Source organism: Streptomyces sp. NPDC015131 (assembly GCF_043079975.1).
Taxonomy (GTDB): Bacteria; Actinomycetota; Actinomycetes; order Streptomycetales; family Streptomycetaceae; genus Streptomyces.
The window spans coordinates 106265-130753 of record NZ_JBIBVB010000006.1 but is presented as its reverse complement, the minus strand read 5'-3'; the positions used below and the strand labels follow the sequence as shown (position 1 = coordinate 130753).

Here is a 24489-nt window from a genome sequence, read left to right as displayed (position 1 = left end):
TCACGTGCTGGAAGAGGTGGAGCGCTGGCTGGACCGGCGGTCCTGGTCCGTGGCGGACAGACCGCTCGGCCGGCTGCTCGCGGCCAAGCATGGCACGACGGTCAGCGTCGTCCTCCCGGCGCTGAACGAGGAGGCCACCGTCGGCGACATCGTCACCGTGATCCGCCGCGAGCTGATGAGCGCCGCCACCCCCCTCGTCGACGAGCTCGTGGTGATCGACTCCGGCTCCACCGACCGCACCGCCGAGGTCGCCGCCGCCGCCGGCGCGCGCGTGGTCCACCGGGACGCCATACTCCCCCGCGTCCCCGCCCTCCCCGGCAAGGGCGAGGTCCTGTGGCGCTCCCTCCTCGTCACCGGCGGTGACATCGTCTGCTTCGTCGACGCCGACCTGCGCGACTTCTCGGCCGACTTCGTCACCGGGATCGTCGGCCCCCTCCTCACCGACCCGTCCGTCCACTTCGTCAAGGCCATGTACGACCGCCCCCTCGCGGGCACCCCCTCCGGCCAGGGCGGCCGGGTCACCGAACTGGTCGCCCGCCCGCTGCTCAACCTGCACTGGCCGCAGCTCGCCGGCTTCGTCCAGCCCCTCGGCGGCGAGTACGCCGCCCGGCGCTCCCTGCTGGAACGGCTCCCCTTCCCCGTCGGGTACGGCGTCGAACTCGGGCTCCTCGTGGACGCCCTGCACACCGTGGGCCTCGACGCCCTCGCCCAGGTCGACGTGGGCGTGCGCAAACACCGGCACCAGGACGAGCGGGCGCTCGGCCGGATGGCGGCGGCGATCTACCGGACGGCCCAGCTGCGGCTGTCGCGCGGACACCTGGTGCGGCCCCGGCTGACCCAGTTCGACCGCGGCGACGGCGGCTTCGTCCCCCGTACGCACGAGGTCGACACCGAGGAACGCCCGCCGATGACCGAGGTGGCCGAGTACGCGCGGCGCCGCCGCGTGGCGTGATCGCCGCACGTTTGAGCGTTTCCGCTACGGGCTAGGTTCGTCTCCATGGCAGCCGAGATTCTTGTCGCCTCGAACCGCGGACCCGTCAGCTACGTCCCCCGGGACGACGGGACGTTCGACACCCGGCGCGGCGGGGGCGGCCTGGTGTCCGGCCTCTCCGCGATCGGCCCCGACGCGGGCGCGCTGTGGGTGTGCGCCGCGCTCAGCGAGGGCGACCGGCAGGCGGTACGGCAGGGCGTCGCCGCGGAGCCCGGCGTCAAGATGCTCGACATCGACGCGGCCGTGCACGCCGACGCGTACAACGGCATCGCCAACTCGGTGCTGTGGTTCGTCCACCACATGCTGTACCAGACCCCGCTGGAACCGGCCTTCGACGCCGAGTTCCGCCGCCAGTGGGCCTCCTACCGCCTCTACAACCGCGCCTTCGCCGAGGCCCTCGCCGAGGAGGCGGCCGACGGGGCCGTCGTCGTCGTGCAGGACTACCACCTCGCGCTCGTCCCCGGCATGCTCCGCGCGCTCCGCCCCGACCTGCGCATCGGGCACTTCTCGCACACCCCGTGGGCCCCGCCCGCCTACTTCGCCATGCTCCCCGACGACATCGCCGAGGAGCTGCTGCTCGGCATGCTCGGCGCGGACCGGCTCGGCTTCCTCACCTGGCGGTGGCTGAAGGCCTTCCAGGACTGCTGCGCCGCGACCCTCACGGACATGGACGTCACCACCCACTGGCCCAAGGACCAGTCGCCGAGCGTCCAGTACTGGTCGAAGGGCACCCCCCACCAGACGTACCTGGGCGTGCACGGCCTCGGCGCCGACGCCGACTTCCTGCGCGAGCGCTCGCGCCGCGCCGACGTCGCCGACCGCATGGCGCTGCTGCGCGAGCAGATCGGCCCCGACCGGCGGACGATCGTCCGCGTCGACCGCACCGAGCTGTCCAAGAACATCGTCCGCGGCCTCCTCGCCTACCGGCACCTGCTCGCCGAGCGCCCCGAGTGGCGCGAGCGCGTCGTGCACGTCGCCTTCGCCTACCCCTCCCGGCAGGACCTCGCCGTCTACCGCGACTACACCGCGCAGGTCTCGCGGCTCGCCGACGAGATCAACGCCGAGTACGGCCGCGACGGGTGGACGCCGGTGATCCTCCACGTCGAGGACGACTTCGCCCGCTCCCTCGCCGCGTACCGCCTCGCCGACGTGGCGCTGGTCAACCCCATCCGGGACGGCATGAACCTGGTGGCCAAGGAGGTCCCCGTCGTCTCGGACGCGGGCTGCGCCCTGGTGCTCTCCCGCGAGGCGGGCGCCCACGAGGAGCTGCGGGACGACGCGATCACGGTGAACCCGTACGACGTGACGGGCACGGCGGACGCGCTGCACGAGGCGCTGTCGATGCCCCCCGCGGAACGGGCGGACCGCACGAAGCGCCTCGCCGCGGCGGCGACGTCCCTGCCCCCGGCACGGTGGTTCCTGGACCAGCTGAACGCCCTGCGAGCGCTGTAGCAACGCCCCCCGTCGCGGGCGGTCGCCCTCCCGGCCCCCGCCGTGGGCGGTCGTCCTCCCGGGCCCCCCGTTGTGGGCGGTCGCGCGCCCCCGTCCCCGCCCCCCGTGGTGGGCAATCGTCCCGCAGGGCGATGGGGGTCCCCCCTGCTCGAGCGAAGCCGAGAGCTTGGGGGAGGGTGGGCACAACGGGTGCCCCCGAGGGCGGCGCCTCGGCGGAGCGGTGCCTCCCGGTGGGTGGTGGGGCGGGGCCCCTCCGGGCTCACCTCCTCGCGGTCGGCGGGGCACCCGACCGGTCCGGTCACCGTGCGACGCCGCCAACCGCTGCGGGGGCGACCCTGCACGGCCCCACCCCGGCGCGTCGCCGACTGCCGGTCGTGGGTGGGAGGGGCACTGCCCCACCGGCGGACGCCCCGCCCCGGGTCAGGCGGCCGCCGCGGCCAGCGCGGACAGCAGCGCCACCACCCCCGCCGGGCCCGGGACCGCGAGGTCCGCGCGCGCGGCGACCTCCGCGACCTCGTCGCTGCCGCTGCACACCAGCAGGCCCCGCACCCCGTCCTGGCGCAGCTTCTCCACCGCCGCGAACGCGGGCAGGTCGCCCAGGTCGTCCCCGGCGTACAGCACGGTCTCCGCGCCGGTCTCGCGTACGTACTCGGTGAGCGCCACGCCCTTGTCGACGCCCGGCGGCCGGAGCTCCAGGACCAGGCGGCCGGGCTCCAGGACCAGGCCGTGGCGGGCCGCCAGGTCCGCGAGCGGCTCCCGCAGCGCGTCGAAGGCCGCCTGCGGGTCGGCCGCCCGCCGGGTGTGGACCGCCACCGCGCGGCCCTTCTCCTCGATCCACGTGCCGGGCCACGCGCCCGCCCGGTCCAGCAGGCCGGGCAGCTCGGCGCGGACGGCCGCGACGCCCGGGTGCTCGGGGGCGGCCCGGACGGTGCCGGTCACGGCGTCCCACCGCTCGGCGCCGTAGTGCCCGAGCACCACCAGCCGTTCCAGTCCGGGCACTCCGGCGAAGCCGCCGTACCGTACCGCCACTCCGGCCGGGCGGCCGGTGACGACCGCGACGGACGCGACGTGCGGGGCGAGCGCGGCGATGGCGGGGACGGCGCCGGGGTGGGCCCGGGCCTGCTCGGGGTCGTCGACGATGTCGGCGAGGGTGCCGTCGAAGTCGAGCGCGACGACCGCCCTCCCGGGGTCGGCCAGGAACGCCGCGAGGCCCTCGCGGCCGGCGGCCGTGGCGGGACGGGGCAGGGAGTCGGGTTGGGTGGCCATGCCCGGAACCTATCCAGGGCCCCGCCCGCGCACACCTACCGGCGTGCCTCCCGCGACGCCCGCAGCCGCCGCAGCCGGTTGACGGTGACGGGGTCGTGGGCGAGGGCGCGCGGGTCGTCGAGGAGGGCGTTGAGCAGCTGGTAGTAGCGGGTGGGCGACAGGCCCAGCTGCTCGCGTATCGCGCGTTCCTTGGCGCCGGGGCCCGGCCAGGAGCGCCGTTCCAGGGCGAGGACGGCGCGGTCCCGGTCGGACGGTTCCGGCGGGGGGTGCTCGGCGGTCATATGAGCAACATAGTTACTCGGCCGCCTCGGCGTCAGTGGCCGCCCGCTCTATCTCGGTGAGCACGGCCTCGGGGTCGGCGCCGGGCGCGACGGCCCTGCCGATGTTCTTCTTGACGCTCTCGCTGGCCTTGGCCCAGGAGGTGCGGCCCACCGGGTACAGCTCGGAGGTGGGCAGCTCCTCCAGGAACGGCCACAGGTCCTTCTGCTCGGGGTCCTGGCGCATGGCGCTGGTGGCGGTGCTGGTGACGGGGAGGATGTCGTACTGCTCCGAGAAGGCCAGCACGTTCTTGTCCTCGTACACGTACTCCAGGAACGCGCCCACCTCCTTGCGGTGGCCGTTCTGCTTGAAGGCCATCATCCAGTCGGCGACGCCCATGGCGGGGCGGGACTCCCCGCCGGGGCTGGGCAGGGGCACCTTGCCGACGTCCACGCCGGCCTTCTCGGCGGCCTCCATCAGGGTGGGGTGGCCGTTGAGCATCCCGACGTCGCCCTTGACGAAGGCGTCGAACGCCGCCTGCCGGTCGAGCTTCCCGGGGGCGACGGGGCCGGTGAGGCCCTTGGCGACGAGGTTGTCCCGCAGCCAGGTGAAGGTGGCGATGTTCTCGTTGGAGGCGATGTCGTAGGAGACGTTGCCCGGGTCGCGGTATCCGCCGCCGCCGGCCAGCATCCACATCATCGTCTCGGCCTGGGACTCCTCGGCGCCGAGCGGCAGCGCGAAGGGGTACGGCACGCCCTCGCCCTTGAGCTTCTCGGCGGCGGCGCGGATCTCGTCCCAGGTCTTCGGCGGCTGGGCGCCGGCCTTGGCGAACAGGCCCTTGTTGTAGAAGAGCAGCCGGGTGCTGGCGGCGAAGGGCATGCCGTACTGGTTGCGGTCGACCTCGCCCGCGCGGTCGAGGAGGGGCAGGAAGTTGGCCTGGGTGCGTACGGGGAGGAGTTCGTCGACCGTGTAGAGCCGGCCGGCGGCGGCGTGGTCGGCGTACGCGCCGATCTGGGCGAGGTCGGGCGCCTCGCCCCGGTCGACCATCTCGGCGACCTCGCGGTCGACGTCCTTCCAGGACAGGACGTCGACGTCGATCGTGACGCCGGGGTGGTCCTTCTCGTAGGCGCGGGCGACGCCGTCCCAGTACTTCTGGGTGGTGTTGGCCGCGCCGCTGCCGTAGTCGGCGGCGACCAGTCTGAGGGTGACGCCCTCCTCGCCGCCGGCTCCGCAGCCGGCCAGCGCCGTCAGCGTGCTCAGTGCGGCCACCGCCGCGATCAGTCCTGTGTTGCGGCGCCGCACGAGTCGTTCCCCACCTTTGTCGCTTGCCTGGGTGAGTGATTTTCCCATAGCGCGGATGAGGTCTACACCACCTGGGTATCGCTTGCCCAGCAATCAGTCCGCGGCCGCGAGGAGCACCCCCATGTCACGTACCGCAGCAGAGATCGCCACCCAGCCCGACTGCTGGCGGCGGGCCGCCGATGCGGCGGCGTCGTTCGGGGAGGGGCTCCCGCGGCCCGGGGAGCGGGTCGCGGTGACCGGCTGCGGGACGTCCTGGTTCATGGCCATCGCCTACGCGGCGCTGCGGGAGGCGGCCGGGCAGGGCGAGACGGACGCGTTCGCCGCGTCGGAGTTCCCGTCCTCGCGGCCGTACGACCGGGTCGTGGCGATCACCCGGTCGGGCACCACGACGGAGGTGCTGGACCTGCTGGGGTCGCTGCGGGGGCGGGGGGTGCCGACGCTGGCGCTGACGGCCGACCCGAAGACGCCGGTGAGGGAGGCGGCGGACGCGGTCGCGGTGCTGGACTGGGCGGACGAGGAGTCGGTGGTGCAGACCCGGTTCGCGACGACAGCCTTGGCGTTCCTGCGGGCGGCCCTGGGGGACGTGCCGGGGGTGAAGCCGGTCGCCGGGGCGGCGGTGGACGCGGAGGCGGCGGTGGCGGACCCGCTGCCGGAGGCGGTGACGGGCGCGGAGCAGTGGACGTTCCTGGGCCGGGGGTGGACGTACGGGCTGGCGCTGGAGGCGGGGCTGAAGATGCGGGAGGCGGCCGGGGCGTGGACGGAGGCGTACCCGGCGATGGAGTACCGGCACGGCCCGATCGCGATCACGGGTCCGGGGCGGGTGGCGTGGGTGTTCGGCGCGGTGCCGGAGGGGCTGGCGGGCGAGGTGGCGCGGGTGGGCGGCACGCTGCACGCGGACGGGTCGGCGGACCCGATGGCGGACCTGGTGCGGGCGCAGCGGCTCGCGGTGGCGCTGGCGGAGGCGAAGGGGTACGACCCGGACCGGCCGCGCCATCTGTCCCGGAGCGTGATCCTCTCGTCGTAGCGTTCCGGGCATTTGTATGCACGGACAACAATCCACGAAAGTGGACTAGACCTTTCACGGGGTCACGAGCGACACTGTCCCCGTGAGACACGTCATCGCCCTCGATGTGGGCGGCACCGGGATGAAGGCCGCCCTGGTCGGCACCGACGGGGCCCTGCTGTACGAGGCGCGCCGGGCGACGGGCCGGGAGCGCGGCCCCGACGCGGTCGTGGAGACGATCCTCGGCTTCGCCGCCGAGCTGTACGCCCACGGCCGCGAGCGGTACGGCTCCGGGGCCGTCGCCGCCGGCATCGCCGTGCCCGGCATCGTCGACCCCGACCGGGGCGTCGCCGTCTACGCGGCCAACCTGGGCTGGCGGGACGTCCCGCTGCGGACCCTGCTCGCCCGGCGGCTCGGCGGCCTGCCCGTGGCCCTCGGGCACGACGTCCGCGCCGGCGGGCTGGCCGAGGGACGGGTGGGCGCCGGCCGGGGCGCGGACCGGTTCCTCTTCGTGCCGCTGGGCACCGGCATCGCCGGCGCCATCGGCATCGGCGGCGCCATCGAGGCGGGCGCCCACGGGTACGCGGGCGAGATCGGGCACATCGTGGTCCGCCCCGGCGGGCCCGCGTGCGGCTGCGGCCAGCGCGGCTGCCTGGAGACGCTCGCCTCCGCGGCGGCGGTGTCCCGCGCCTGGGCGGCGGCGAGCGGCGACCCCGAGGCGGACGCGGCGGACTGCGCCAAGGCCGTCGAGTCGGGCGACGAGCGGGCCGTACGGGTGTGGCGGGACGCCGTGGACGCGCTCGCCGACGGGCTGGTCACCGCGCTCACCCTGCTGGACCCCCGGACGCTCATCATCGGTGGCGGTCTCGCCGAGGCGGGGGAAACGTTGTTCACACCCCTCCGGGCGGCCGTCGGGGAACGCGTCACGTTCCAGAAGCTGCCCGCCATCGTGCCGGCGGCCCTCGGGGACACCGCCGGATGCCTGGGCGCGGGCCTGCTCGCCTGGGACCTACTCGCCAGTTCGGAGGTATCCGCCTGATGGCCGATTCGACGGCCGGCCCCACGGCCGGTCCCACGGTTCTCTCCGGCGCCCGCGTGGTGCTGCCCACCGGGATCGTGGACAACGGGCGGGTGATCGTCGACCACGGCCGCATCGCGGGCCACGCCCCGGCGGACGCCCCGGTCGTCGACCTCACCGGGCACTGGGTGGTGCCCGGCTTCGTCGACATGCACAACCACGGCGGCGGCGGCGCCTCGTTCACCTCCGGCACCGTCGAAGAGGTCCTCCAGGGCGTCCGCACCCACCGGCTGCACGGCACCACCACGGTCGTCGCCTCCACCGTCACCGGCGAGATGGACTTCCTCGCCCACCGGGCCGGCGAGCTGTCCGAGCTGGCCGAGCAGGGCGACATCGCCGGCATCCACTTCGAGGGGCCGTTCATCTCGCCGTGCCGCAAGGGCGCCCACAGCGAGACCCTGCTGCGCCACCCCGACCCGGCCGAGGTGCGCAAGCTGGTCGACGCCGCGCGCGGCCACGCCCGCATGGTGACCCTCGCCGCCGAACTGCCCGGCGGCATCGACTCCGTACGCCTGCTGGCCGAGCACGGGGTGATCGCCGCGATCGGGCACACGGACGCCACGTACGAGCAGACGGTCGAGGCCATCGACGCCGGCGCCACCGTCGCCACCCACCTGTTCAACGCGATGCCCGCGCTCGGGCACCGCGCCCCCGGCCCGATCGCCGCCCTGCTGGAGGACGAGCGGGTGACCGTCGAGCTGATCAACGACGGCACCCATCTGCACCCCGCCGCTCTGGAACTGGCGTTCCGTCACGCGGGCCCCGACCGGGTCGCGTTCATCACCGACGCGATGGACGCGGCCGGCTTCGGCGACGGCGTCTACCACCTGGGCCCGCTGGAGGTGGAGGTGCGCGAGGGCGTGGCCCGCCTGGTGGAGGGCGGCTCCATCGCGGGCTCCACCCTCACCCTCGACACCGCCTTCAAGCGGGCGGCCACCGTCGACGGGCTGCCCGTCGAGGCGATCGTCCGCGCGGTGTCCGCCAACCCGGCCAGGCTGCTCGGCCTGTACGACCGGGTCGGCTCGCTCGAACCGGGCAAGGACGCCGACCTGGTCGTCCTGGACGAGGATTTCACCCTGACGGGTGTCATGCGCCGGGGCGTCTGGGTGACGGAGCCGCCGGCCGCACGATGAGCGGATGAAAGTACGGCGGTTGGCCCACAGGTCTGGGACAACCGCCGCCGGTTTGGCATGATCAGATCCCGGAAGCCGAAGCAGTCGCCAACCTTCGCGGGGGTGTTACGGGTGATCCTCACGGTCACGCTCAACACCGCGCTCGACATCACCTACCGGGTCGGCGCCCTCACCCCGCACGCCTCGCACCGCGTCGACGACGTCACCGAGCGCCCCGGCGGCAAGGGCGTCAACGTCGCCCGGGTCCTCGCCGCCCTCGGCCACGAGACCGTCGTCACCGGCTTCGCCGGCGGGCCGGCCGGCGAGGTCCTGCGCGGACTGCTCGCCCCGCTGCCCGTGCGCGACGCCCTGGTGCCCGCCGCCGGCCCCACCCGCCGCACGGTCGCCGTCGTGGACGCCTCCACCGGCGACACCACCCAGCTCAACGAACCCGGCCCCACCCTCACCCCCGCCGAGTGGACGGCCTTCCTCGCCACCTACGAGGAGCTGGTACGGGACGCCGACGCCGTCGCCCTCTGCGGCAGCCTGCCGCCCGGCATCCACGTCGGCGCCTACGCCGACCTGGTGCGCCGCGCCCGCGCCGCCTCCGTCCCGGTCCTCCTCGACACCAGCGGCGAACCGCTGCGCCGGGGCATCGCCGCCCGCCCCGACCTGGTCAAACCCAACACCGACGAGCTGGCCCGGCTCACCGGCTCCCGCGAGCCGCTGCGCGCCACCCGCGACGCCCGCCGCCGGGGCGCCCACGCCGTGGTCGCCTCCCTCGGACCGGACGGCCTGCTGGCGGTCACCCCCGACGGCACCTGGCGGGCGGCCCCGCCCGGGCCGGAGCGCGGCAACCCGACCGGCGCCGGCGACTCCGCCGTGGCGGGCCTGCTCGCCGGGCTGGTCGAGGGCCTGCCGTGGCCGGAGCGGCTGGCCCGCGCCACCGCCCTGTCGGCGGCGACGGTACGGGCCCCGGCGGCGGGCGAGTTCGACATGACGACGTACCGGGAACTGCTGTCCCGCGTCACGGTGACGGAGCACGCCACGGCCGCTTGATGGAGGTACGCACATGCCCCTGGTCCCCACCGGCGAACTGATCGCCCGCGCCCGGTCCGGCGGCGGCGCCGTCGCCGCCTTCAACGTCATCACCCTGGAGCACGCCGAGGCGATCGCCCAGGGGGCCGAACGGGTGGGACGGCCCGCGATCCTCCAGATCTCCGAGAACGCCGTGAAGTTCCACGGCGGGGAGCTGTCCGCCGTCGCCGCCGCCTCGGCGGCCGTCGCCCGCGCCTCCGCCGCGCCGCTCGGCCTCCACCTCGACCACGTCGTCTCGCCGGAGCTGCTGCGCTGCGCCCACACCGAGGGCTTCAGCTCCGTGATGTTCGACGCGTCGAAGCTGAGCTACGGCGACAACGTCAAGGCGACCGCCGAGGCCGTGCGCTGGGGTCACGAGCGGGGCATCTGGGTCGAGGCCGAGCTGGGGAAGGTCGGGGGCAAGGACGGCGAGCCGCCGCTGGACGCCCACACCCCCGGCGTCCGCACCGACCCGGCGGAGGCCGCCGCCTACATCGCCGACACCGGGGTGGACGCGCTCGCCGTCGCGGTCGGCTCCAGCCACGCGATGACCCGCCGCACGGCGTCCCTCGACCACGCCCTGATCGCCGCCCTGCGCGACGCCGTCCCGGTCCCGCTGGTCCTGCACGGCTCCTCGGGCGTCCCGGACGACGAGCTGCGCGCCGCGATCGCCGCCGGGATGACCAAGATCAATATCGGTACGGCGCTGAACACGGCCTTCACCGGCGCGGTACGCGACCACCTGGCCGCCCACCCGGACGCGGTCGACCCCCGGAAATACCTCGTCCCCGCTCGCGAGGCGATGGCGGGGACGGTGGCGCACTTCCTGACGGTGGTCGGTTCCTGAGCCCGGCGGGCGTCAGTTCTTGACCTGGCCCTCCTTGAGCCAGACCTGGTCGAGGTACGCCTCGCACTGATCGCCGGGCTCGCACGACATCTTCATCGTGTTTGTGCCCTTCTTCAGCTCGGCGTAGGAGTAGGTGTAGGTCCACCCCTTCTCCCAGTCGCCCTCGGCGGCGTGCGCGAAGTTCTTCATGTTGATGCCGCGCGGCTGCCCGTCGTTGATCGTCAGGGACGCCTTCGCGTCCTTGCCGGGCACGCTGTAGCTGAGGAACAGCGTGTACTGGCCGTCCTTCGGCACGTCGACCGTCCAGCTCGCGGAGCCGCCGGTGCCGTTGAACATCACGTACGCGCCGTCGGCGCCCTTGGCGCCCTTGATGTCCGTGCCCAGCGCCGCCGGGCCGCCGAGCTGGAGCGTCGCCGCGTCCTGCCGGGGCAGCTCGACCGGCTTCTGGTCCTCGCCCTGGGACGCGCCCGGGCTCGGGGTCTGCTGGACCTGGGAGGCCGGCGCCGTGGGGTTCGCCTGGTCGCCCTTGCCGCCGCCCTTGCCGTTGGTCAGCACGGCCACGGTGATGCCGATCACCACCACCAGGACGACCGCGATCGCGCCGATCAGCAGCCCCCGGGTGTTGGGGCCGCCGCCGCGCTGCGGGGGCTGGGCCTGCGGCACCGGGCGGGTCCGGTCACCGCCGCCGCCCGGGTAGGTCTCGGGAGCGGCGTACTGGGCGCTGGGCTGGGCGTACTGCTGCTGGTACTGCGCCTGCGGCGGCACCTGGCCGACGCCGCCGCCGTACTGCCGCTCGCCGACCGCACGGACCTGGTTGTACGACCTTCTCGGCACCCCCGGCTGAGCGGCCGGACCCGGGTAGCCGTAGCCGCCGCCCTGGCGCGGTGCCTGCGCGCCCGCCGCCTGCCCGTCCGCGTAGAGGTAGCCGAACGGGTCGTCGTCCTCGGGCGTGCTCGCGCCGTTGTTACCGGCAGCCATCCCTGGTCACTCCATTTCCGTGCTCGCCAGCGGTCACCGACCCGGGCGAGCCTACCCCGAACGGCTCACCCGGCCCGGCGGTGAACCTTCGAGCGGGAGCGCTTCTCGATGTACATGCGCTGGTCAGCGGAGTTCAGGACCTCTTCGACGGACATTCCGCACTCCGCCCAGCCGATCCCGAAACTCGCCCCCACCCGCACCGCCCGGCCGTCCACCCGGATCGGCGGGATGATCGCGTTCCGGAGGCGTACGGCCAGGTCGGCCGCGTCGGCCGCGCCCAGCCCGTCGGCGAGGACCACGAACTCGTCACCGCCGAGCCGGGCCACCGTGTCCCCGTCCCGCACCCCGGCCGTCAGCCGCCGGGCCACCTCGATGAGGACCGCGTCACCCGTGTGGTGCCCGAACCGGTCGTTGATCGACTTGAATCCGTCCAGGTCGCAGAAGAGCACGGCGAGGCCCTTCGTCCCGTCGTCAGCCTCGGCGTCCGGCGCCACCGCGTGCACATGGTGGTCGTAGGCCGCCCCGCCCTCCGCGCGGGCGGCGAAGTCGAAGCCGTCGCCCCGGTAGGCCGGCTCCCCGTACTCGTACGCGCCCTCGTAGCCGTAACCGCTCTCATAGCCGCTGTCGTAGCTGTCCACCTCGTGCGTCCCGGACGACGAGCGGACCGCGTGGGGCCGGGAGCACAGCCGGGCGCTGAGGCGGGCGCGCAGCTCGGCGCTGTTCGGCAGGCCGGTCAGCGCGTCGTGCGAGGCGCGGTGGGCCAGCTGCAGCTCGTGGCGCTTGCGCTCCTCGATGTCCTCGACATGGGTGAGCAGGAAGCGCGGCCCGTCGGCGGTGTCGGCGACCACGGAGTTGCGCAGGGAGACCCAGACGTACGTGCCGTCGCGGCGGGCCAGGCGCAGCTCGGCGCGGCCGCCCTCGGCGGAGGTGCGCAGCAGGGTGCCGATGTCCTCCGGGTGGACGAGGTCGGCGAAGGAGTACCGCCGCATCACGGAGGCCGGGCGGCCCAGCAGCCGGCACAGGGCGTCGTTGGCGCGCAGCAGCCTGCCGTGCTGGTCGCCGCCCATCTCGGCGATCGCCATGCCCGAGGGCGCGTACTCGAACGCCTGGCGGAACGACTCCTCGCTGGCGCGCAGGGCCTGCTGCTCGCGCTCCAGCCGGACCAGGGCCCGCTGCATGTTCGCCCGGAGCCGGGCGTTGCTGATGGCGATGGCGGCCTGGGAGGCGTACATCTGGAGCGCCTCCTGGCCCCAGGGGCCGGGGCGGCGGCCGTTGCGCGGCCGGTCGACGGAGATCACGCCGAGCAGCTCGCGGCCGCTGCCGGAGGCGTACATCGGGGCGTAGAGCCGGTCCCGGGGGTGCCACTCGTCCTCGAAGCGCGGCTCGGGGCCGTCGGTGTGCCACTGGGGCACGTCGTCCTCTATCAGGACCCAGCCCTCGGTGTGCGGGATGAAGCGCAGCTCGCCCCAGGACTCGCCCATGCTCAGGCGGCGCTCCCAGGAGGCGCGGGAGCCGACCCGGCCGGTGATCAGCGCCTCGGCGGCGGGGCTGCCGGCGAAGGCGGCGACGACGAGGTCACCGTCGGGGCGTACGAGGTTCACACAGGCCAGCTCGTAGCCGAGCCCGGCGATCACTCCGTCGGCGACGGTCTGGAGCGTGTCGGCCAGGCTCCGGGCCGTGTTGAGGTTGGCGACGACCTGATGCAGCTGCCGCAGGGTCGCAAGACGGACGTACGGCTCCGACTCGGTCTCCATTGCTCGCTCTCCCCGAGACCTCGACAGCAACTCCAGGGTTCTCATCGGCGCTCGTGTTGCACTGTCACCGCCACTGAATCACAGCGAGCTGTGCCCCAGGTACAGAGGGTCAACAAAACCTTCTCTCTGTGACTCAGATCACAAAAGATGATGTTGCGTCGGCTTCGGGCTCGAACCGCCGGTAACCGGTCGCTTAACACGTTGTGAACGCCCAGTATGAGCACACGATCCGCTCCGGTCCTAGGACCCGTGGCTGGTCCCCTGGTCCGATGCGGCGGGCGCGGGCGCCGGGCTAGCGTTCCCGGTGTGTTGCCGACGACCCGTTCCCCCGCCCCCGCCGTCCCCCATGCTGAGGGGGTGAGCAACGACGAGTTCCGGGCCGCGATGGCCCGGCTGGCCGCCGGAGTGGTGCTGGTCACCGCGCACGACCCGGACGAGGGCCCGCGCGGGGAGGACGTCGGCATGACCGCGACGGGCTTCCTGTCGGTCTCGCTGGACCCGCCCCTGGTGCTGGTCAGTCTGCGGGACGGCTCCCGGATGGACGACCTGCTCGCCGAGCAGCCGCTGTGGGGCGTCTCGATCCTCGCGGAGGGCCAGCGTCAGATCGCCGGCCGCTTCGCGATGAAGGGCCGGGTCAGCGACCGGCTCCTCTTCGCGGACCTCCCCACCCGGCGGGGCGCGACAAGCGGCGCGCTGCTGGTGGACGGTGCGCTGGCGACCCTGGAGTGCCGCACGGAACAGCGCGTCCCGGCGGGCGACCACACCCTGGTGGTGGCGCGAGTCCTGGAGGTCGGCTTCCCGACGACGGAGGGTTCACCCCTGACGTACTTCCGCGGCACCTACCGCCACCTGTCCTGAAAGGGGGGCGGCGGGCCGGGCCTGTTCCGTTGTGGGCATACGTTCCGCTGGGGCGGAACGGGTGGGCACAACGGACCGGGGCGGTGCCCTTTGCGGACGGTGCCCACCAGGGCGGTGCCCTCGGGACCCTGCGGGTGCGTGGGGGGCGGGGCCCCTCCGGGCTCACCTCCTCGCGGTCGGCGGGGTACCCGACCGGTCCGGTCACCGTGCGACGCCGCCCACCGCTGCGGGGGCGACCCTGCACGGCCCCACCCCGGCGCGTCGCCGACTGCGGGTCGCGTCGGACCGCCGGTCAGGACCAGTCCCGGGACGACCGGCCCCTCTTCGTCTCCGCCCGCTGCTTCTTCTCCCGCAGCCGCCGCTCATTGATCCCCCGCGGCACCTTCGTCGCACGCCGCGGCTTCGGCGGCGGCGCCGTCGCCTCGGCCAGCAGCGACGCCAGCCGCACCGCCGCCGTCTCCCGGTTCCGCCACTGCGAGCGGTGCTCCGAGGCGCGGACCACCAGCACCCCGCCCACCAGCCGCGACGCCAGGCGCTCCAGCGCCCGCGCCTTCCAGACCGGCGGCAACGCCTCCGTACGCGCCAGGTCGAAGCGCAGCTCCACCTGCGAGTCACTGGTGTTGACGTGCTGCCCGCCCGGCCCGGACGACCTGGAGAAACGCCACATCAGCTCGGCCTCGGGCAGGGAGACCGAACCGCGGATGACATAGGGACCGGACATGTCTCCATGGTCCCTGTCGGAACACGGTCACGTCACCCCGTTTTCCGGACGTGGAACCAGTCGGACCCGCCGTGCGTTATGGCGGGTGACGCTGGGTTCGAGAAAGGGACTTTCCATGGCTGTAAGCCTGTCCAAGGGCGGCAACGTCTCGCTGACCAAGGAGGCGCCGGGTCTGACCGCCGTCACTGTGGGCCTCGGCTGGGACGTCCGTACGACCACCGGCACCGACTTCGACCTCGACGCGTCCGCGATCGGCGTGGACGCGGCCGGCAAGGTCGCCTCCGACGCGCACTTCGTGTTCTTCAACAACAAGTCCACCCCGGACCAGACCATCGTCCACACCGGTGACAACCGCACCGGCGAGGGCGGCGGCGACGACGAGCAGATCAACGTCAACCTGGCCGGCCTGCCGGCCGACGTGGACAAGATCGTCTTCCCGGTCTCCATCTACGACGCGGTCAGCCGCTCGCAGAACTTCGGCCAGGTGCGCAACGCGTACATCCGCATCGTCAACCAGGCCGGCGGCGCCGAGATCGCCCGCTACGACCTGAGCGAGGACGCCGCCACCGAGACCGCCATGGTCTTCGGCGAGCTGTACCGCAACGGCGCCGAGTGGAAGTTCCGCGCCGTCGGCCAGGGGTACGCCTCCGGCCTGGAGGGCATCGCCCGCGACTTCGGCGTCAACATCTGACGTACGGCACGCTCAGTGGCCCCGGCGGCGGACTCCGCGCCGGGGCCCTAGTGTTTTCCGCATGATCGTCGAACCGCTGGAGACCGCCCGCGGCGGTGACCTGCCCGGGCCGCTGCTCACCGAGCTGACCGGGCTGTACGCGTCGAACCGCGAGTTCGCGCAGCTCAGCGGGGACTTCCCGGACCCGGACGACATCCGGCCCGAGCAGGTGGCCGCCTCGCTCGCGGAGGAGCTGTCCCACCCGGACACCGAGGTGCTGCTGGCCCGTTCGGCCGGTCATGTCATCGGGATCTCGGTGACCCGGGCGCACCACCCCGAGCCGGACGACCCGGACCCGTGGATCGGGCTGCTGATGGTCCACGCCCGTGAGCACCGCACCGGCTTCGGGCGCGAGCTGGCCGAGATCGTCGAGAAGCGGTTCCGCGCGGAGGGCCGCCGGGGCGTGCGGCTCGCGGTGCTGGAGAACAACACCAAGGCCATCGGCTTCTGGGAGGCCCTGGGCTACGAGGAGATCGACCGCCGTCCGGACCGGCGGCGCGGCCGGGACTGCGTGGTCATGCGGAAGGGTCTGTAGGGCGGCCCTCGCCGTAGAGCCAGACGTCCCAGAGGCCGGACAGGTCCCTGCCCGCCGCCTTCTCGACGTACGCGGTGAAGTCCCGTGTCGAGGCGTTGCCGTGCCGGTGCTCCGCCGCCCAGCCGCGCAGGACGCGGAAGAAGGCGTCGTCGCCGAGGGCCTGGCGCACCTGGTGGAGGACCATCGCGCCCCGGCCGTACACGGGCGGCCCCGAGAGGTCGTCCGGGGTGGGCGGCGCGGCGGGCGGGAAGGCCCAGTTCTCCTCGTCGGCGAACGCCTCCGCGAAGCTCCCCGCTGCGGGTGTGCCGTCGGCGTCCTCGGCGTGGAGCCACTCCGCGTACGTGGCGAAGCCCTCGTTCAGCCACATGTCCCGCCAGGACTCGGGCGAGACGGAGTTCCCGTACCACTGGTGGGCCAGCTCGTGGACCAGCGTGGGCTCGGTGAGGGTGTTCTTGTCGAAGAACGGCCTGGTCTGCGTCTCCAGCGCGTACTGGACGTCCACGAGGGGGTCGGAGATCGCGCCCGCGGAGGAGAAGGGGTACGGGCCGAAGACGCCCTCGGACCACTCCAGCAGCCCCGGGACGCGGTCGAGGAGCGGGGGCCTGCCCCGGGCGGCGGTGTGGACGGGGATGCCGTCCGGGGTGCGGGTGCTCCTCGTCTCGTACCGGCCGATGGCGAGGGTGGCGAGGTAGCCGGCCATCGGTTCGGCCGAGCGCCAGGTGTAGGTGGTGCGCCCGCCGCTGGTGCGGGGCGGGGACGGCTCGCCGTTGGAGACGGCCTTCAAGCCCGCGGGGACGGTGACGGTCAGGGTGTACGTGGCCTTGTCGGACGGGTGGTGGTTGCCGGGGAACCAGGCCGTGGAGCCGGTCGGCTGGCCGAGGGCGACCGCCCCGTCGGTGGTCCGCAGCCACCCCTCGCGGGCGCCCTCGGAGTCGGTGAGGGTGGCGGGGACGCCCGAGTAGCGGACGACGGCGCGGAAGCCGGCGCCGTCGGCGAGGGGTTCGGCGGGGCGCAGGGTCAGCTCGGCGCCGGAGCGGTGGACGGCGGCGGGCCGGCCGTCGACGGTGGCGGAGTGGACGGTGAGGCCGGTGAGGTCGAGGTTGAAGCTGCCGAGGTCCTGGGTGGCGCGGGCGGTGATGTCGGCGGTGCCGGTGAGGCGGCCGGTGTCCGGCGCGTAGGCGAGGGTCAGGGCGTAGTGGCGTACGTCGTAGCCGCCGTTGCCGAGGCCCGGGAAGTACGGGTCGCCCAGCCCGGCCGCGCCCGCCGGGCCGCGCGCGTCCTCGCCGGTGCAGCCGCCGAGAGCGGCGGTGAGCAGCGTGGCGAGGAGCGCGGCGGCGACGGCGCGCGGGCGGGGGTCCACCCCGTGATCGTAGGGCGGGATCAGCGGCCGAGCGCGGCCACGCCCGCCCGGGCGAACTTCTCGTCCAGGGCGCCGCTGGGGGCGCCGGCCACGCCGATGCCCGCGACCGGGGCGCCCTTGGCGGTGACGGGCGCGCCGCCGGCGAGGAACAGGGTGCCGGGGATGTCCTTGAGGTTGGGCGCCGACTCCAGGCGCCCGGCCAGCTCGGAGGTGGGGGCGTTCCAGGACACGGCGGTGAACGCCTTGCGGACGGCCGACTCGTAGGACTGCGGTCCGGCGCCGTCGCCGCGGAGGGTGACGACGGTGTTGCCGTTGCGGTCCACGACGGCGACGGTGACCCGCTGGTTCTCCTTCTCGGCCGCGTCCAGGGCGGCCCGGGCCGCGCGGGTGGCGGCGTCGATGCTCAGGTGGGTGGACTGGGTGAGGTCGCGGGCCTGGGCGGTGGCGGCGGGTGCCTGGGCGGTGCGGGGGGCCGGTTCGGCGGCGGTCGCGGACACGGCTCCGGCGGTGCCCGCGGCGAGCGCGGCGACGGCGACGGCTCCGGTGAGGAGGCGGGTGCGCAGGGACGTCTTGTGCTTCGGGTGCTTCGTCATGCCCTCGATCGTGGGCCCGGGTACGGGGGGCCGGGGTCAGCCGATCGGTTGATGCCGCGGGGCCGGGGGCGGGCGAGGATGGGACGCGTGGTCCCGTACGTGGACGGTGGACGGTGGACGAGGAGGGTGGACGTGGAGCAGGACCCCGACGCCCGCCGGCCGGCCCGGGTGATGCACGTCGCGTTCTTCGCGCTGCTGGGGGCCTCGCTGGCGCGGTTCCTGCTGCGCCATCCGTGGCTGGAGCTGGGCCCGTGGGTGGTGGCGCTGTCGGTGGCGCTGGCGGTGCTGTACGTGCTGCCGGTGCCCCGGCGGCGGGTGTGGCTGTGCGCGGTCGTCGCGGTGTGGATGGTGCTGGTGGTGCTGGCGCCGAGCTTCGCGTGGTGCGCGGTGCCGCTGTTCTACACCGGGCTGCGTACGCTGCGCCCGCGCGCGGCGCTGGTGCTGGTCGCGCTGCTGACGGTGTTCGTGGTGGCCGCCCAGCTGCGGCTGGCGGACGGCGCCCTGGACCCGAACGTGCTGGTCGCGCCGCCCGCCGTCGCGGCCATCGCGACCGCCGTGTTCCTGCACACCGGGCGGCAGGCGGAGCGGCTGGCGGCCACCGAGCGCCGGGAGGGCGCCCTCGCGGAGCGGCAGCGGCTGTCCATGGAGATCCACGACAGCCTCACGCAGGGCCTGTCCAGCCAGCGGATGCTGCTCCAGGCCGTCGACCGCACCTGGGACAGCGATCCGGGCGCGGCCCGCGACCATGTCCGTACCGCCGCCTCGATCGCCGAGCACAGCCTGGACGAGGCCCGCCGTTTCGTGCACGACCTGGCGCCGGCCGGGCTCGCCGGGGGCGGCGGCCTGGAGGAGGCGCTGCGCGCGCTGGCGGCCGGGGGCTCCGGTGCGACACCGCCCGGTGTGCCGGTCGCCTTCCGGGTGGACGGCCGGCCCGTGCCGCTGCCCGACCGGGTGGGCGCGGCGCTGCTGCGGATCGCGCAGGGCGCCCTGGCGAACGTACGGGAGCACGCGGGCGCGACGTCCGCCGCGCTGACCCTCACCTACCTGGACGACCAGGTCGTGCTGGACGTCGCCGACGACGGGCGCGGCTTCGACCCGGCGGCCGTGGCGCCGTCGGGCCCGCGCGGCCACGGGCTGCCCGCGATCGGGGCCCGCGCCGAGCAGCTGGGCGGCACGCTGACCGTCGAGTCGGCGCCCGGCGAGGGCACGGTGCTGTCCGTGTCGGTCCCCCTGGAGGAGCCCCGGTGACCGTCCGCATCCTGCTGTGCGACGACCACGCCGTCGTACGCGCCGGGCTCCGCGCGCTCCTCGGCAGCGCGCCCGGCATCGAGGTGGCGGGCGAGGCGGGCAGCGGGGAGGAGGCCGTCGCGATGGCGGCGAAGCTGGCGCCGGACGTGGTGCTGATGGACCTTCAGCTCGGGGACGGCATCGACGGCGTGGAGGCCACCCGCCGGATCGCGCCGACCGGGGTGCGGGTGCTGGTGCTCACCACGTACGACACGGACGCCGACGTCACCCGGGCGATCGGGGCCGGCGCGACCGGCTATCTGCTGAAGGCCGAGCGCCCCGAGGAGCTGTTCGCCGCGATCCACGCCGCCGCCGAGGGCCGTACGGCGCTGTCCGCGCCGGTCGCCGCCCGCCGTACGGCCGCCGCCGCGTCGCCCGCGCTCACGGCCCGCGAGCTGGACATCCTGGGCCAGCTGGCGCGGGGGCTGGGCAACCGCGAGATCGCCCGGGCGCTGTTCATCAGCGAGGCGACGGTCAAGACCCACCTGGGCCGGATCTACGCGAAGCTGGGCGTCGACACCCGCGCGGGCGCCGTGGCGGTGGCGAAGGAGCGGCGCCTGCTGGGCTGAGCCTCAGAACGCCCCGGTGTCCAGGGCGAAGCCCAGCGGCGCGGGCAGGGGCACCACCTCGCCGAGCTTGTACGCCGCCTTGGTGCCGTAGTCCTCGCCGGACGGCTCGGTGCACACGACCGCCTGCTCGGTGGCGCGGTCGATGAGCAGGTACACGGGGATGCCCGCGCGGGCGTACCCGCGGATCTTCTTCACCCGGTCGTTGCCGGCGGTGGAGCGGGAGGTGACCTCGGCGACCAGCAGGACGGGCGAGGGGTCGTGGTACTCGGCCTGGTCGGCGAAGCTGCCCTTGGGCGCGAGGACGAGGTCGGGCTGGACCCGGCCGCTGACAGCCCGCTCCGGCAGGAGCAGCCCGAGGCGGGTGTAGCACCTGAGGCTTCTGTCGTGGTCCCACATCTGGCCGGTGAGCCCGGCGACGATCTCCGCGTGCTCGCCGTCGGAGGGCGGCGACACATGGATGTCCCCCTCGACCAGTTCCACCCGCCATCCCTCCGGGGCCACCGCGCCGAACATCTCGAAGGCTCCCTCGACCGTCATGCCGGGGATGCGGTCCTTCGCGGACAGGACCAGCGCCGGATAGTCGAGCGACTCGTCGGGGACGGGCAGTGCCACGGCGGACCTCCTTCGACACGGAGCGACGCTCTCAGAGCAGGACGCGCCCCGTACGGGCCACCGGGCATCGTTCACTCGCACGTGTGAGCGCCCCTCCCGGCCGTGGGACCATCGACCACGTGCTCGACATCGGCTACTCCCTCTCCCGCCGCTTCCCGGACCCGCCGCAGACGGACTACCGCCTCGCGGACGTCCACGCGCTGCGGCACGACCTGTTCTGCGGAGACGTGTACGTCGCCGACACCAAGGCCGACCGGGAGATCTCGACCGCCTGGGGCTGGGTGCCGGTGCTGGACTTCGCGTGGGCGCTGTGCGACATCGCCGAGCGGCTGGACCGCGACCCGGCCGGCAGCCGGGCGGCCCGGCCGCAGTACGCGGAGCTGGACTTCACCGAGTCGGCCGACCGGATGCTGTTCGAGCGCCGCTTCGGCTGGGTGGACGTGGAGGCGGACTGGATGCCGGCCGAGGAGCCCCCGCTCACCTTCGGCCACGCGGCCCTGCGCCGGGAGGCCCGGGACTTCCTGCACGACCTGATCGCCGACCTCACCGACATGCACGAGGGCTTGGCGGACAACCCGGCGATCTGGACGCTCCAGTCGCGATTCCCGCGCGTGCCGTGAAGGTCCGCGACCGCTCCGCTTGACCTCGATCGCGCTTGAGGTCGAAGGCTGTTCCCGACCGGTTCCACCGCCCCGATCGAGGGAGAGCCCGCCATGCGCGCAATCCGCCTGCACGCCTTCGGCCCCGCCGAGAACCTCGTGTACGAGGAGGTCCCCGACCCCGCGCCCGGCCCCGGCCAGGTCCGCGTGGCCGTCGCCGCCGCCGGGGTCCACGTCCTCGACACCGCGCTGCGCGAGGGCGGGACCGGCCTGTACCCGGCGCCCGTCGCCCTGCCCACCGTCCCGGGCCGCGAGGTCGCCGGCACGGTGGACGCGCTCGGCGAGGGCACCGACCCGGGCTGGCTGGGCAAGCGGGTCGTCGCCCACCTCGGCATGGCGCCGGGCGGCTACGCCGAGCGCGCCGTCACCGACGCCGACCGGCTCCACGAGACGCCCGGCGCCCTCGGGGACGCCGAGGCGGTCGCCATGATCGGCACCGGGCGCACCGCCCTCGGCATCCTCCGGTTCACCGAGCTCGGACCGGAGAGCGTCGCCGTGGTCACCGCCGCGGCCGGCGGCATCGGCACCCTCCTCGTCCAGTACGCCAAGAACGCCGGAGCCACCGTCGTCGGCCTCGCGGGCGGGCCGGAGAAGACCGCGCGCGTCCGGGAGAACGGCGCCGACATCGCCGTCGACTACACCCGCCCCGGCTGGCCCGCGGAGGTCCGCGCCCGGCTCGGCGGCGCCCGGGCCACGGTGCTGCTGGACGCCGTCGGGGGCACCACCGCCCGCGCCGCCGTGGACCTCCTCGGGAAGGGCGGACAGCACCTGGTGTACGGCTGGGCGGGCGCCGGGCTGCTCGACGGCGCGCCCCTCACCCTCACCGACGGCGAGCTGGACGCCCTCGGCATCACGTCCGAGCCGGTGCTCGGGCCGCGGATGCTCGCCCGGGCCGGCGGCACCGTCCGCACCCTGGAGCTGGAGGCCCTCGCCGAGGCCGCGGCCGGCCGCCTCCGCCCCGCCGTCCAGCGCTTCCCGCTCGCCGAGGCCGCCGCGGCCCACCGCGCCCTGGAGAACCGCGCCACCGTGGGCAAGGTGGTCCTGGTGCCATGACCCCGCCGGGTGAACCGGCGTAGCGGAACCGGCGCAGTACCCGCGTGGGGCGGGCCCCGCCACCACGCGGCTCGCGCACCATCCAAGCCGACCGAAGAGGAGGCACGGATGACCACGAGACCGCGCACCACCCTGTACGCCGCGCTGGGCACCCTGTCCGCGCTGCTGGCGGCGACCGTCACCACCGCCCACGCCACCCCGCCCGCGGCCCCGGCCCCGGCCGCACCGGCTCCGTCGGGGCCCGTCACCCAGTGCGCGCCCGGCGGCACCCTGCGCGGGCCGCACGGCCAGTACGCCGACATCGCCCTGTGCGTGACCGGCACGGGCGCCACCATGACCGTGACGGCCGCCGCGACCTGCCGCCGGGGCCACACCGGGCTGCGCCCCCAGTGCCGCACCTCGGGCACCTGGACCGCGCACCGCGCCGGCGGTCCGGCCGACGCGCCCGCCGCGACCGGCACCCTCGCCGGCCGCGCCGACTACCCGGGCCCCGGGACGTACACCGTGGACGCCGAGGTCACCGTCGCCTCCGAGGCCGCGGAGACCGAGCTGACCGGCCGGGCGCGCGCCACGGTCACGCTCACCGCCGCCCGGCCCGAGCCGACGCACCGGATCACCGTCACCCCGGGCGGCGGGGCGCTCCGGGCGGGCGCGACCACCACGCTCACGTACACCGTGGCGCGTGTCGGCGACGGCGACGGCAGCGCCCGCCTCGGCCTGATCGGCGAGGAGGCGAGCGGCATCCGCCTCACCTCCGCCGACCGGCGCTGCGTCAACCCGCTCCCCGGCCGGGCCCCCTCCACCACCCGGAGCATGTACGCGCTGGACTGCGCCCTGACCGACCTCCAGCCGGGCCGCCCCACCACCGTCACGGTCCGCGCCACGCTGAAGAAGGGCGCGTGCTCGACGGTCGTGTCCAAGCTGGGCTACTGGACGCCGAGGGGGCAGGAGAGCACCGGTGGGATGCTCACCGGCCCCACGCTCACCTGCGCGGCCTCCTAGTCGCTGCCCAGCTCCGCCAGCGCCCCGTCGGTCAGCCGGTACACCGTCCACTCGTCCTGCGGCCGCGCGCCCAGCGACTCGTAGAAGGCGATCGACGGGGCGTTCCAGTTCAGTACGGACCACTCCAGGCGCTGGTAGCCGCGGGCCACGCAGATCCGCGCCAGCTCCCGCAGCAGCGCCTTGCCGTGGCCGCCGCCGCGCAGGTGGGGGCGGACGTACAGGTCCTCCAGGTAGATGCCGTGGACCCCGCGCCAGGTGGAGAAGTTCAGGAACCACAGCGCGAAGCCCGCGACCTGCCCGTCCTCGGTCTCGGCGATGTGCGCGAAGGCCGCCGGCCGCTCGCCGAACAGCGCCTCGCGCAGGTCCTCCTCGCCGGCCTGGACCTCGTCGAGGGCCTTCTCGTACTCGGCGAGTTCGCGGACCATGGCGTGGAGGGCGGGTACGTCGTCGATGACAGCGCTACGAATCATGACCGCAGCCTGCCTCGCCCACCCCCGGCCGCGCCAGCAGCGTCCAGGGACTGAACCCCTTACCGCGCGAGCAGCAGCCGCGCCACGGCCACCCGCTCCCCCTCCAGCGCCGTCGCCCCGTCCTCGACGTCCCACAGGCAGTCCTGGAGCACCCGCCCCAGCGTCCAGGCCACGGTCCGCGCCCGGTCCAGCCCGAGCGCCTCGGTCATCAGGTCGAACCGCCACAGCACCTCGGCCGGGTCGAACCGGTTGGCCAGCGCCGGCAGCAGTTCGAAGCCCGGGTCGCCGGCCAGCGGCTTGGGGTCGATCGCCAGCCAGGGCTCGCGGTCCGCGGCGAGGACGTTGCCGAAGTGCAGGTCCCAGTGCAGCAGCCGGTCCCCCGGCTCGCCCGCCACCTCCCGTACCGCCGCGGCGCAGTCCCGCAGCAGCAGCCGGTCCTCCTCGGCAGCCACCGCCCGCACGGCGTCCGGCACCTCGTCGAGCATGTCCGCGGCGATGGCGTCCAGCCCCCGCAGCCCGGCCGGCGCGGGCACGGCCACCAGCCGCGCCAGCAGCCCGGCGAGCAGGCGCGTGGCCTCCCGGGCGTCCGCCACCGCCGACAGGTGCCGGGTCTCGTCCAGCCGCTCCAGCAGCAGCGTGCCGGTGGCGGGGTCGTCCCGGAGCAGCCGTACCGCCCCGTCCCCGTCCCAGGCCCGCAGCGCGGCGGCCTCGCCCTCGTTCTCCTCGTCCAGCGGCTGCAGCTTCAGCGCCGCGGGCGTACCGTCGTGTGCCACGACCGGAAGCACCAGCGCCGACCAGCCGCGCATCGCCGGCCCCGTCCTCCGCAGCCCCCACTCCTCCAGGAACCGCCCCGCGTCCGGAGCCTTCTCCGCCGGGACCTCGATCACCGCACACCCCATCCGCTAACGTCCACACCCACCCA

The 24489-nt window shown here is 74.7% G+C and carries 26 protein-coding genes; 15 read left to right on the top strand and 11 right to left on the bottom strand.

What is annotated here, in order from left to right:
- Positions 1 to 4 precede the first annotated feature (4 nt).
- Both ACF08D_RS23840 and ACF08D_RS23835 read left to right on the top strand, forming a co-directional pair.
- On the top strand, positions 5 to 952 hold the full coding sequence (locus ACF08D_RS23840; protein ID WP_392224981.1) for a glucosyl-3-phosphoglycerate synthase: 948 nt from the start codon (positions 5 to 7) through the stop codon (positions 950 to 952).
- Between the two features lie 45 nt (positions 953 to 997).
- Positions 998 to 2443 (top strand): trehalose-6-phosphate synthase, encoded by a 1446-nt coding sequence (locus tag ACF08D_RS23835; protein WP_392224980.1) that lies wholly within the window; start codon positions 998 to 1000, stop codon positions 2441 to 2443.
- A 420-nt stretch (positions 2444 to 2863) separates the two neighbouring features.
- Here the strand turns inward: ACF08D_RS23835 and otsB are convergent, their stop codons facing one another.
- From otsB to ACF08D_RS23820, 3 genes are read right to left on the bottom strand one after another with little or no spacing between them, the layout of a single operon-like run.
- The gene (gene otsB, locus ACF08D_RS23830; protein ID WP_392224978.1) at positions 2864 to 3709 is read right to left on the bottom strand and encodes a trehalose-phosphatase; all 846 of its coding nucleotides are present in this window, start codon (positions 3707 to 3709) and stop codon (positions 2864 to 2866) included.
- Positions 3710 to 3744: 35 nt separating this feature from the next.
- A complete protein-coding gene (locus ACF08D_RS23825; protein ID WP_392224976.1) occupies positions 3745 to 3990 on the bottom strand; it encodes a DUF3263 domain-containing protein in 246 nt (81 codons plus the stop codon).
- A 13-nt stretch (positions 3991 to 4003) separates the two neighbouring features.
- The gene (locus ACF08D_RS23820) at positions 4004 to 5269 is read right to left on the bottom strand and encodes an extracellular solute-binding protein (protein WP_392224975.1); all 1266 of its coding nucleotides are present in this window, start codon (positions 5267 to 5269) and stop codon (positions 4004 to 4006) included.
- A 121-nt stretch (positions 5270 to 5390) separates the two neighbouring features.
- On the opposite strand from ACF08D_RS23820, the gene ACF08D_RS23815 reads away from it, so the two are divergent.
- The 5 genes from ACF08D_RS23815 (at position 5391) to ACF08D_RS23795 (ending at position 10386) form a co-directional block, all read left to right on the top strand.
- Positions 5391 to 6293, top strand: a complete 903-nt coding sequence (locus ACF08D_RS23815; RefSeq protein ID WP_392224973.1) for an SIS domain-containing protein — start codon at positions 5391 to 5393, stop codon at positions 6291 to 6293.
- A 121-nt stretch (positions 6294 to 6414) separates the two neighbouring features.
- A complete protein-coding gene (locus tag ACF08D_RS23810) occupies positions 6415 to 7311 on the top strand; it encodes an ROK family protein (RefSeq protein ID WP_392225585.1) in 897 nt (298 codons plus the stop codon).
- Positions 7311 to 8483 (top strand): N-acetylglucosamine-6-phosphate deacetylase, encoded by a 1173-nt coding sequence (gene nagA, locus ACF08D_RS23805; protein WP_392224971.1) that lies wholly within the window; start codon positions 7311 to 7313, stop codon positions 8481 to 8483. Before ACF08D_RS23810 ends, nagA begins: the two co-directional genes overlap by 1 nt.
- Before the next feature lie 111 nt (positions 8484 to 8594).
- On the top strand, positions 8595 to 9521 hold the full coding sequence (locus ACF08D_RS23800; RefSeq protein ID WP_392224969.1) for a 1-phosphofructokinase family hexose kinase: 927 nt from the start codon (positions 8595 to 8597) through the stop codon (positions 9519 to 9521).
- Positions 9522 to 9534: 13 nt separating this feature from the next.
- Positions 9535 to 10386 (top strand): ketose-bisphosphate aldolase, encoded by an 852-nt coding sequence (locus ACF08D_RS23795; RefSeq protein WP_392224968.1) that lies wholly within the window; start codon positions 9535 to 9537, stop codon positions 10384 to 10386.
- 12 nt (positions 10387 to 10398) lie between these two features.
- Here ACF08D_RS23795 and ACF08D_RS23790 read toward each other — a convergent pair whose 3' ends face one another.
- Both ACF08D_RS23790 and cdgB read right to left on the bottom strand, forming a co-directional pair.
- A complete protein-coding gene (locus ACF08D_RS23790; protein ID WP_392224966.1) occupies positions 10399 to 11364 on the bottom strand; it encodes a carbohydrate-binding protein in 966 nt (321 codons plus the stop codon).
- Positions 11365 to 11429: 65 nt separating this feature from the next.
- A complete protein-coding gene (gene cdgB, locus ACF08D_RS23785) occupies positions 11430 to 13118 on the bottom strand; it encodes a diguanylate cyclase CdgB (protein ID WP_392224964.1) in 1689 nt (562 codons plus the stop codon).
- Positions 13119 to 13475: 357 nt separating this feature from the next.
- Between cdgB and ACF08D_RS23780 the strand changes: the two genes are divergently transcribed.
- Positions 13476 to 13976 carry a flavin reductase family protein gene (locus ACF08D_RS23780; RefSeq protein ID WP_392224962.1) on the top strand — a complete coding sequence of 167 codons (501 nt, stop codon included), beginning with the start codon at positions 13476 to 13478 and terminating at the stop codon, positions 13974 to 13976.
- 292 nt (positions 13977 to 14268) lie between these two features.
- Here the strand turns inward: ACF08D_RS23780 and arfB are convergent, their stop codons facing one another.
- Positions 14269 to 14697 (bottom strand): alternative ribosome rescue aminoacyl-tRNA hydrolase ArfB, encoded by a 429-nt coding sequence (gene arfB, locus ACF08D_RS23775; protein ID WP_392224960.1) that lies wholly within the window; start codon positions 14695 to 14697, stop codon positions 14269 to 14271.
- A 115-nt stretch (positions 14698 to 14812) separates the two neighbouring features.
- On the opposite strand from arfB, the gene ACF08D_RS23770 reads away from it, so the two are divergent.
- Complete coding sequence (locus tag ACF08D_RS23770; RefSeq protein WP_392224958.1) at positions 14813 to 15388, top strand: TerD family protein; 576 nt, start codon at positions 14813 to 14815, stop codon at positions 15386 to 15388.
- 61 nt (positions 15389 to 15449) lie between these two features.
- Positions 15450 to 15962 (top strand): GNAT family N-acetyltransferase, encoded by a 513-nt coding sequence (locus ACF08D_RS23765; protein ID WP_392224956.1) that lies wholly within the window; start codon positions 15450 to 15452, stop codon positions 15960 to 15962.
- On the opposite strand, the gene ACF08D_RS23760 is transcribed toward ACF08D_RS23765, so the two are convergent.
- Complete coding sequence (locus ACF08D_RS23760; protein ID WP_392224954.1) at positions 15943 to 17322, bottom strand: M1 family metallopeptidase; 1380 nt, start codon at positions 17320 to 17322, stop codon at positions 15943 to 15945. The genes ACF08D_RS23765 and ACF08D_RS23760 overlap by 20 nt on opposite strands.
- Positions 17323 to 17342: 20 nt before the next feature.
- Positions 17343 to 17915, bottom strand: a complete 573-nt coding sequence (locus ACF08D_RS23755) for a heme-binding protein (protein ID WP_392224952.1) — start codon at positions 17913 to 17915, stop codon at positions 17343 to 17345.
- 171 nt (positions 17916 to 18086) lie between these two features.
- On the opposite strand from ACF08D_RS23755, the gene ACF08D_RS23750 reads away from it, so the two are divergent.
- Together ACF08D_RS23750 and ACF08D_RS23745 are read left to right on the top strand one after the other, a co-directional pair.
- Positions 18087 to 19163: a sensor histidine kinase gene (locus ACF08D_RS23750; RefSeq protein ID WP_392225583.1), complete on the top strand. Its 1077-nt coding sequence runs from the start codon at positions 18087 to 18089 to the stop codon at positions 19161 to 19163.
- Positions 19160 to 19771 carry a response regulator gene (locus ACF08D_RS23745; RefSeq protein WP_392224949.1) on the top strand — a complete coding sequence of 204 codons (612 nt, stop codon included), beginning with the start codon at positions 19160 to 19162 and terminating at the stop codon, positions 19769 to 19771. Before ACF08D_RS23750 ends, ACF08D_RS23745 begins: the two co-directional genes overlap by 4 nt.
- A 3-nt stretch (positions 19772 to 19774) precedes the next feature.
- On the opposite strand, the gene ACF08D_RS23740 is transcribed toward ACF08D_RS23745, so the two are convergent.
- On the bottom strand, positions 19775 to 20383 hold the full coding sequence (locus ACF08D_RS23740; protein ID WP_392224948.1) for a Uma2 family endonuclease: 609 nt from the start codon (positions 20381 to 20383) through the stop codon (positions 19775 to 19777).
- Between the two features lie 119 nt (positions 20384 to 20502).
- On the opposite strand from ACF08D_RS23740, the gene ACF08D_RS23735 reads away from it, so the two are divergent.
- The 3 genes from ACF08D_RS23735 to ACF08D_RS23725 all read left to right on the top strand — a co-directional run bounded on the left by ACF08D_RS23735 (position 20503) and on the right by ACF08D_RS23725 (position 23097).
- Positions 20503 to 21003: a hypothetical protein gene (locus tag ACF08D_RS23735; protein WP_392225582.1), complete on the top strand. Its 501-nt coding sequence runs from the start codon at positions 20503 to 20505 to the stop codon at positions 21001 to 21003.
- Positions 21004 to 21096: 93 nt separating this feature from the next.
- Positions 21097 to 22095: a zinc-binding dehydrogenase gene (locus tag ACF08D_RS23730; protein WP_392224946.1), complete on the top strand. Its 999-nt coding sequence runs from the start codon at positions 21097 to 21099 to the stop codon at positions 22093 to 22095.
- Positions 22096 to 22203: 108 nt separating this feature from the next.
- Positions 22204 to 23097: a hypothetical protein gene (locus ACF08D_RS23725; protein WP_392224944.1), complete on the top strand. Its 894-nt coding sequence runs from the start codon at positions 22204 to 22206 to the stop codon at positions 23095 to 23097.
- Here ACF08D_RS23725 and ACF08D_RS23720 read toward each other — a convergent pair.
- Together ACF08D_RS23720 and ACF08D_RS23715 are read right to left on the bottom strand one after the other, a co-directional pair.
- Positions 23094 to 23567 (bottom strand): GNAT family N-acetyltransferase, encoded by a 474-nt coding sequence (locus ACF08D_RS23720; RefSeq protein WP_392224942.1) that lies wholly within the window; start codon positions 23565 to 23567, stop codon positions 23094 to 23096. The genes ACF08D_RS23725 and ACF08D_RS23720 overlap by 4 nt on opposite strands.
- 59 nt (positions 23568 to 23626) lie before the next feature.
- Entirely contained in the window at positions 23627 to 24454 is an 828-nt protein-coding gene (locus ACF08D_RS23715) for an aminoglycoside phosphotransferase family protein (RefSeq protein WP_392224940.1), read from the bottom strand.
- Positions 24455 to 24489: the final 35 nt, after the last annotated feature.

Coding starts and splice junctions, on each gene's coding strand:
- arfB (WP_392224960.1), bottom strand. CDS start 14,697: ATGTCCGGTCCCTATGTCATCCGCGGTTCGGTCTCCCTGCCCGAGGCC.
- ACF08D_RS23730 (WP_392224946.1), top strand. CDS start 21,097: ATGCGCGCAATCCGCCTGCACGCCTTCGGCCCCGCCGAGAACCTCGTG.
- otsB (WP_392224978.1), bottom strand. CDS start 3,709: ATGGCCACCCAACCCGACTCCCTGCCCCGTCCCGCCACGGCCGCCGGC.
- ACF08D_RS23835 (WP_392224980.1), top strand. CDS start 998: ATGGCAGCCGAGATTCTTGTCGCCTCGAACCGCGGACCCGTCAGCTAC.
- ACF08D_RS23725 (WP_392224944.1), top strand. CDS start 22,204: ATGACCACGAGACCGCGCACCACCCTGTACGCCGCGCTGGGCACCCTG.
- nagA (WP_392224971.1), top strand. CDS start 7,311: ATGGCCGATTCGACGGCCGGCCCCACGGCCGGTCCCACGGTTCTCTCC.
- ACF08D_RS23790 (WP_392224966.1), bottom strand. CDS start 11,364: ATGGCTGCCGGTAACAACGGCGCGAGCACGCCCGAGGACGACGACCCG.
- ACF08D_RS23795 (WP_392224968.1), top strand. CDS start 9,535: ATGCCCCTGGTCCCCACCGGCGAACTGATCGCCCGCGCCCGGTCCGGC.
- ACF08D_RS23755 (WP_392224952.1), bottom strand. CDS start 17,915: ATGACGAAGCACCCGAAGCACAAGACGTCCCTGCGCACCCGCCTCCTC.
- ACF08D_RS23765 (WP_392224956.1), top strand. CDS start 15,450: ATGATCGTCGAACCGCTGGAGACCGCCCGCGGCGGTGACCTGCCCGGG.
- ACF08D_RS23770 (WP_392224958.1), top strand. CDS start 14,813: ATGGCTGTAAGCCTGTCCAAGGGCGGCAACGTCTCGCTGACCAAGGAG.
- ACF08D_RS23720 (WP_392224942.1), bottom strand. CDS start 23,567: ATGATTCGTAGCGCTGTCATCGACGACGTACCCGCCCTCCACGCCATG.
- cdgB (WP_392224964.1), bottom strand. CDS start 13,118: ATGGAGACCGAGTCGGAGCCGTACGTCCGTCTTGCGACCCTGCGGCAG.
- ACF08D_RS23825 (WP_392224976.1), bottom strand. CDS start 3,990: ATGACCGCCGAGCACCCCCCGCCGGAACCGTCCGACCGGGACCGCGCC.
- ACF08D_RS23810 (WP_392225585.1), top strand. CDS start 6,415: ATGAAGGCCGCCCTGGTCGGCACCGACGGGGCCCTGCTGTACGAGGCG.
- ACF08D_RS23750 (WP_392225583.1), top strand. CDS start 18,087: ATGCACGTCGCGTTCTTCGCGCTGCTGGGGGCCTCGCTGGCGCGGTTC.
- ACF08D_RS23815 (WP_392224973.1), top strand. CDS start 5,391: ATGTCACGTACCGCAGCAGAGATCGCCACCCAGCCCGACTGCTGGCGG.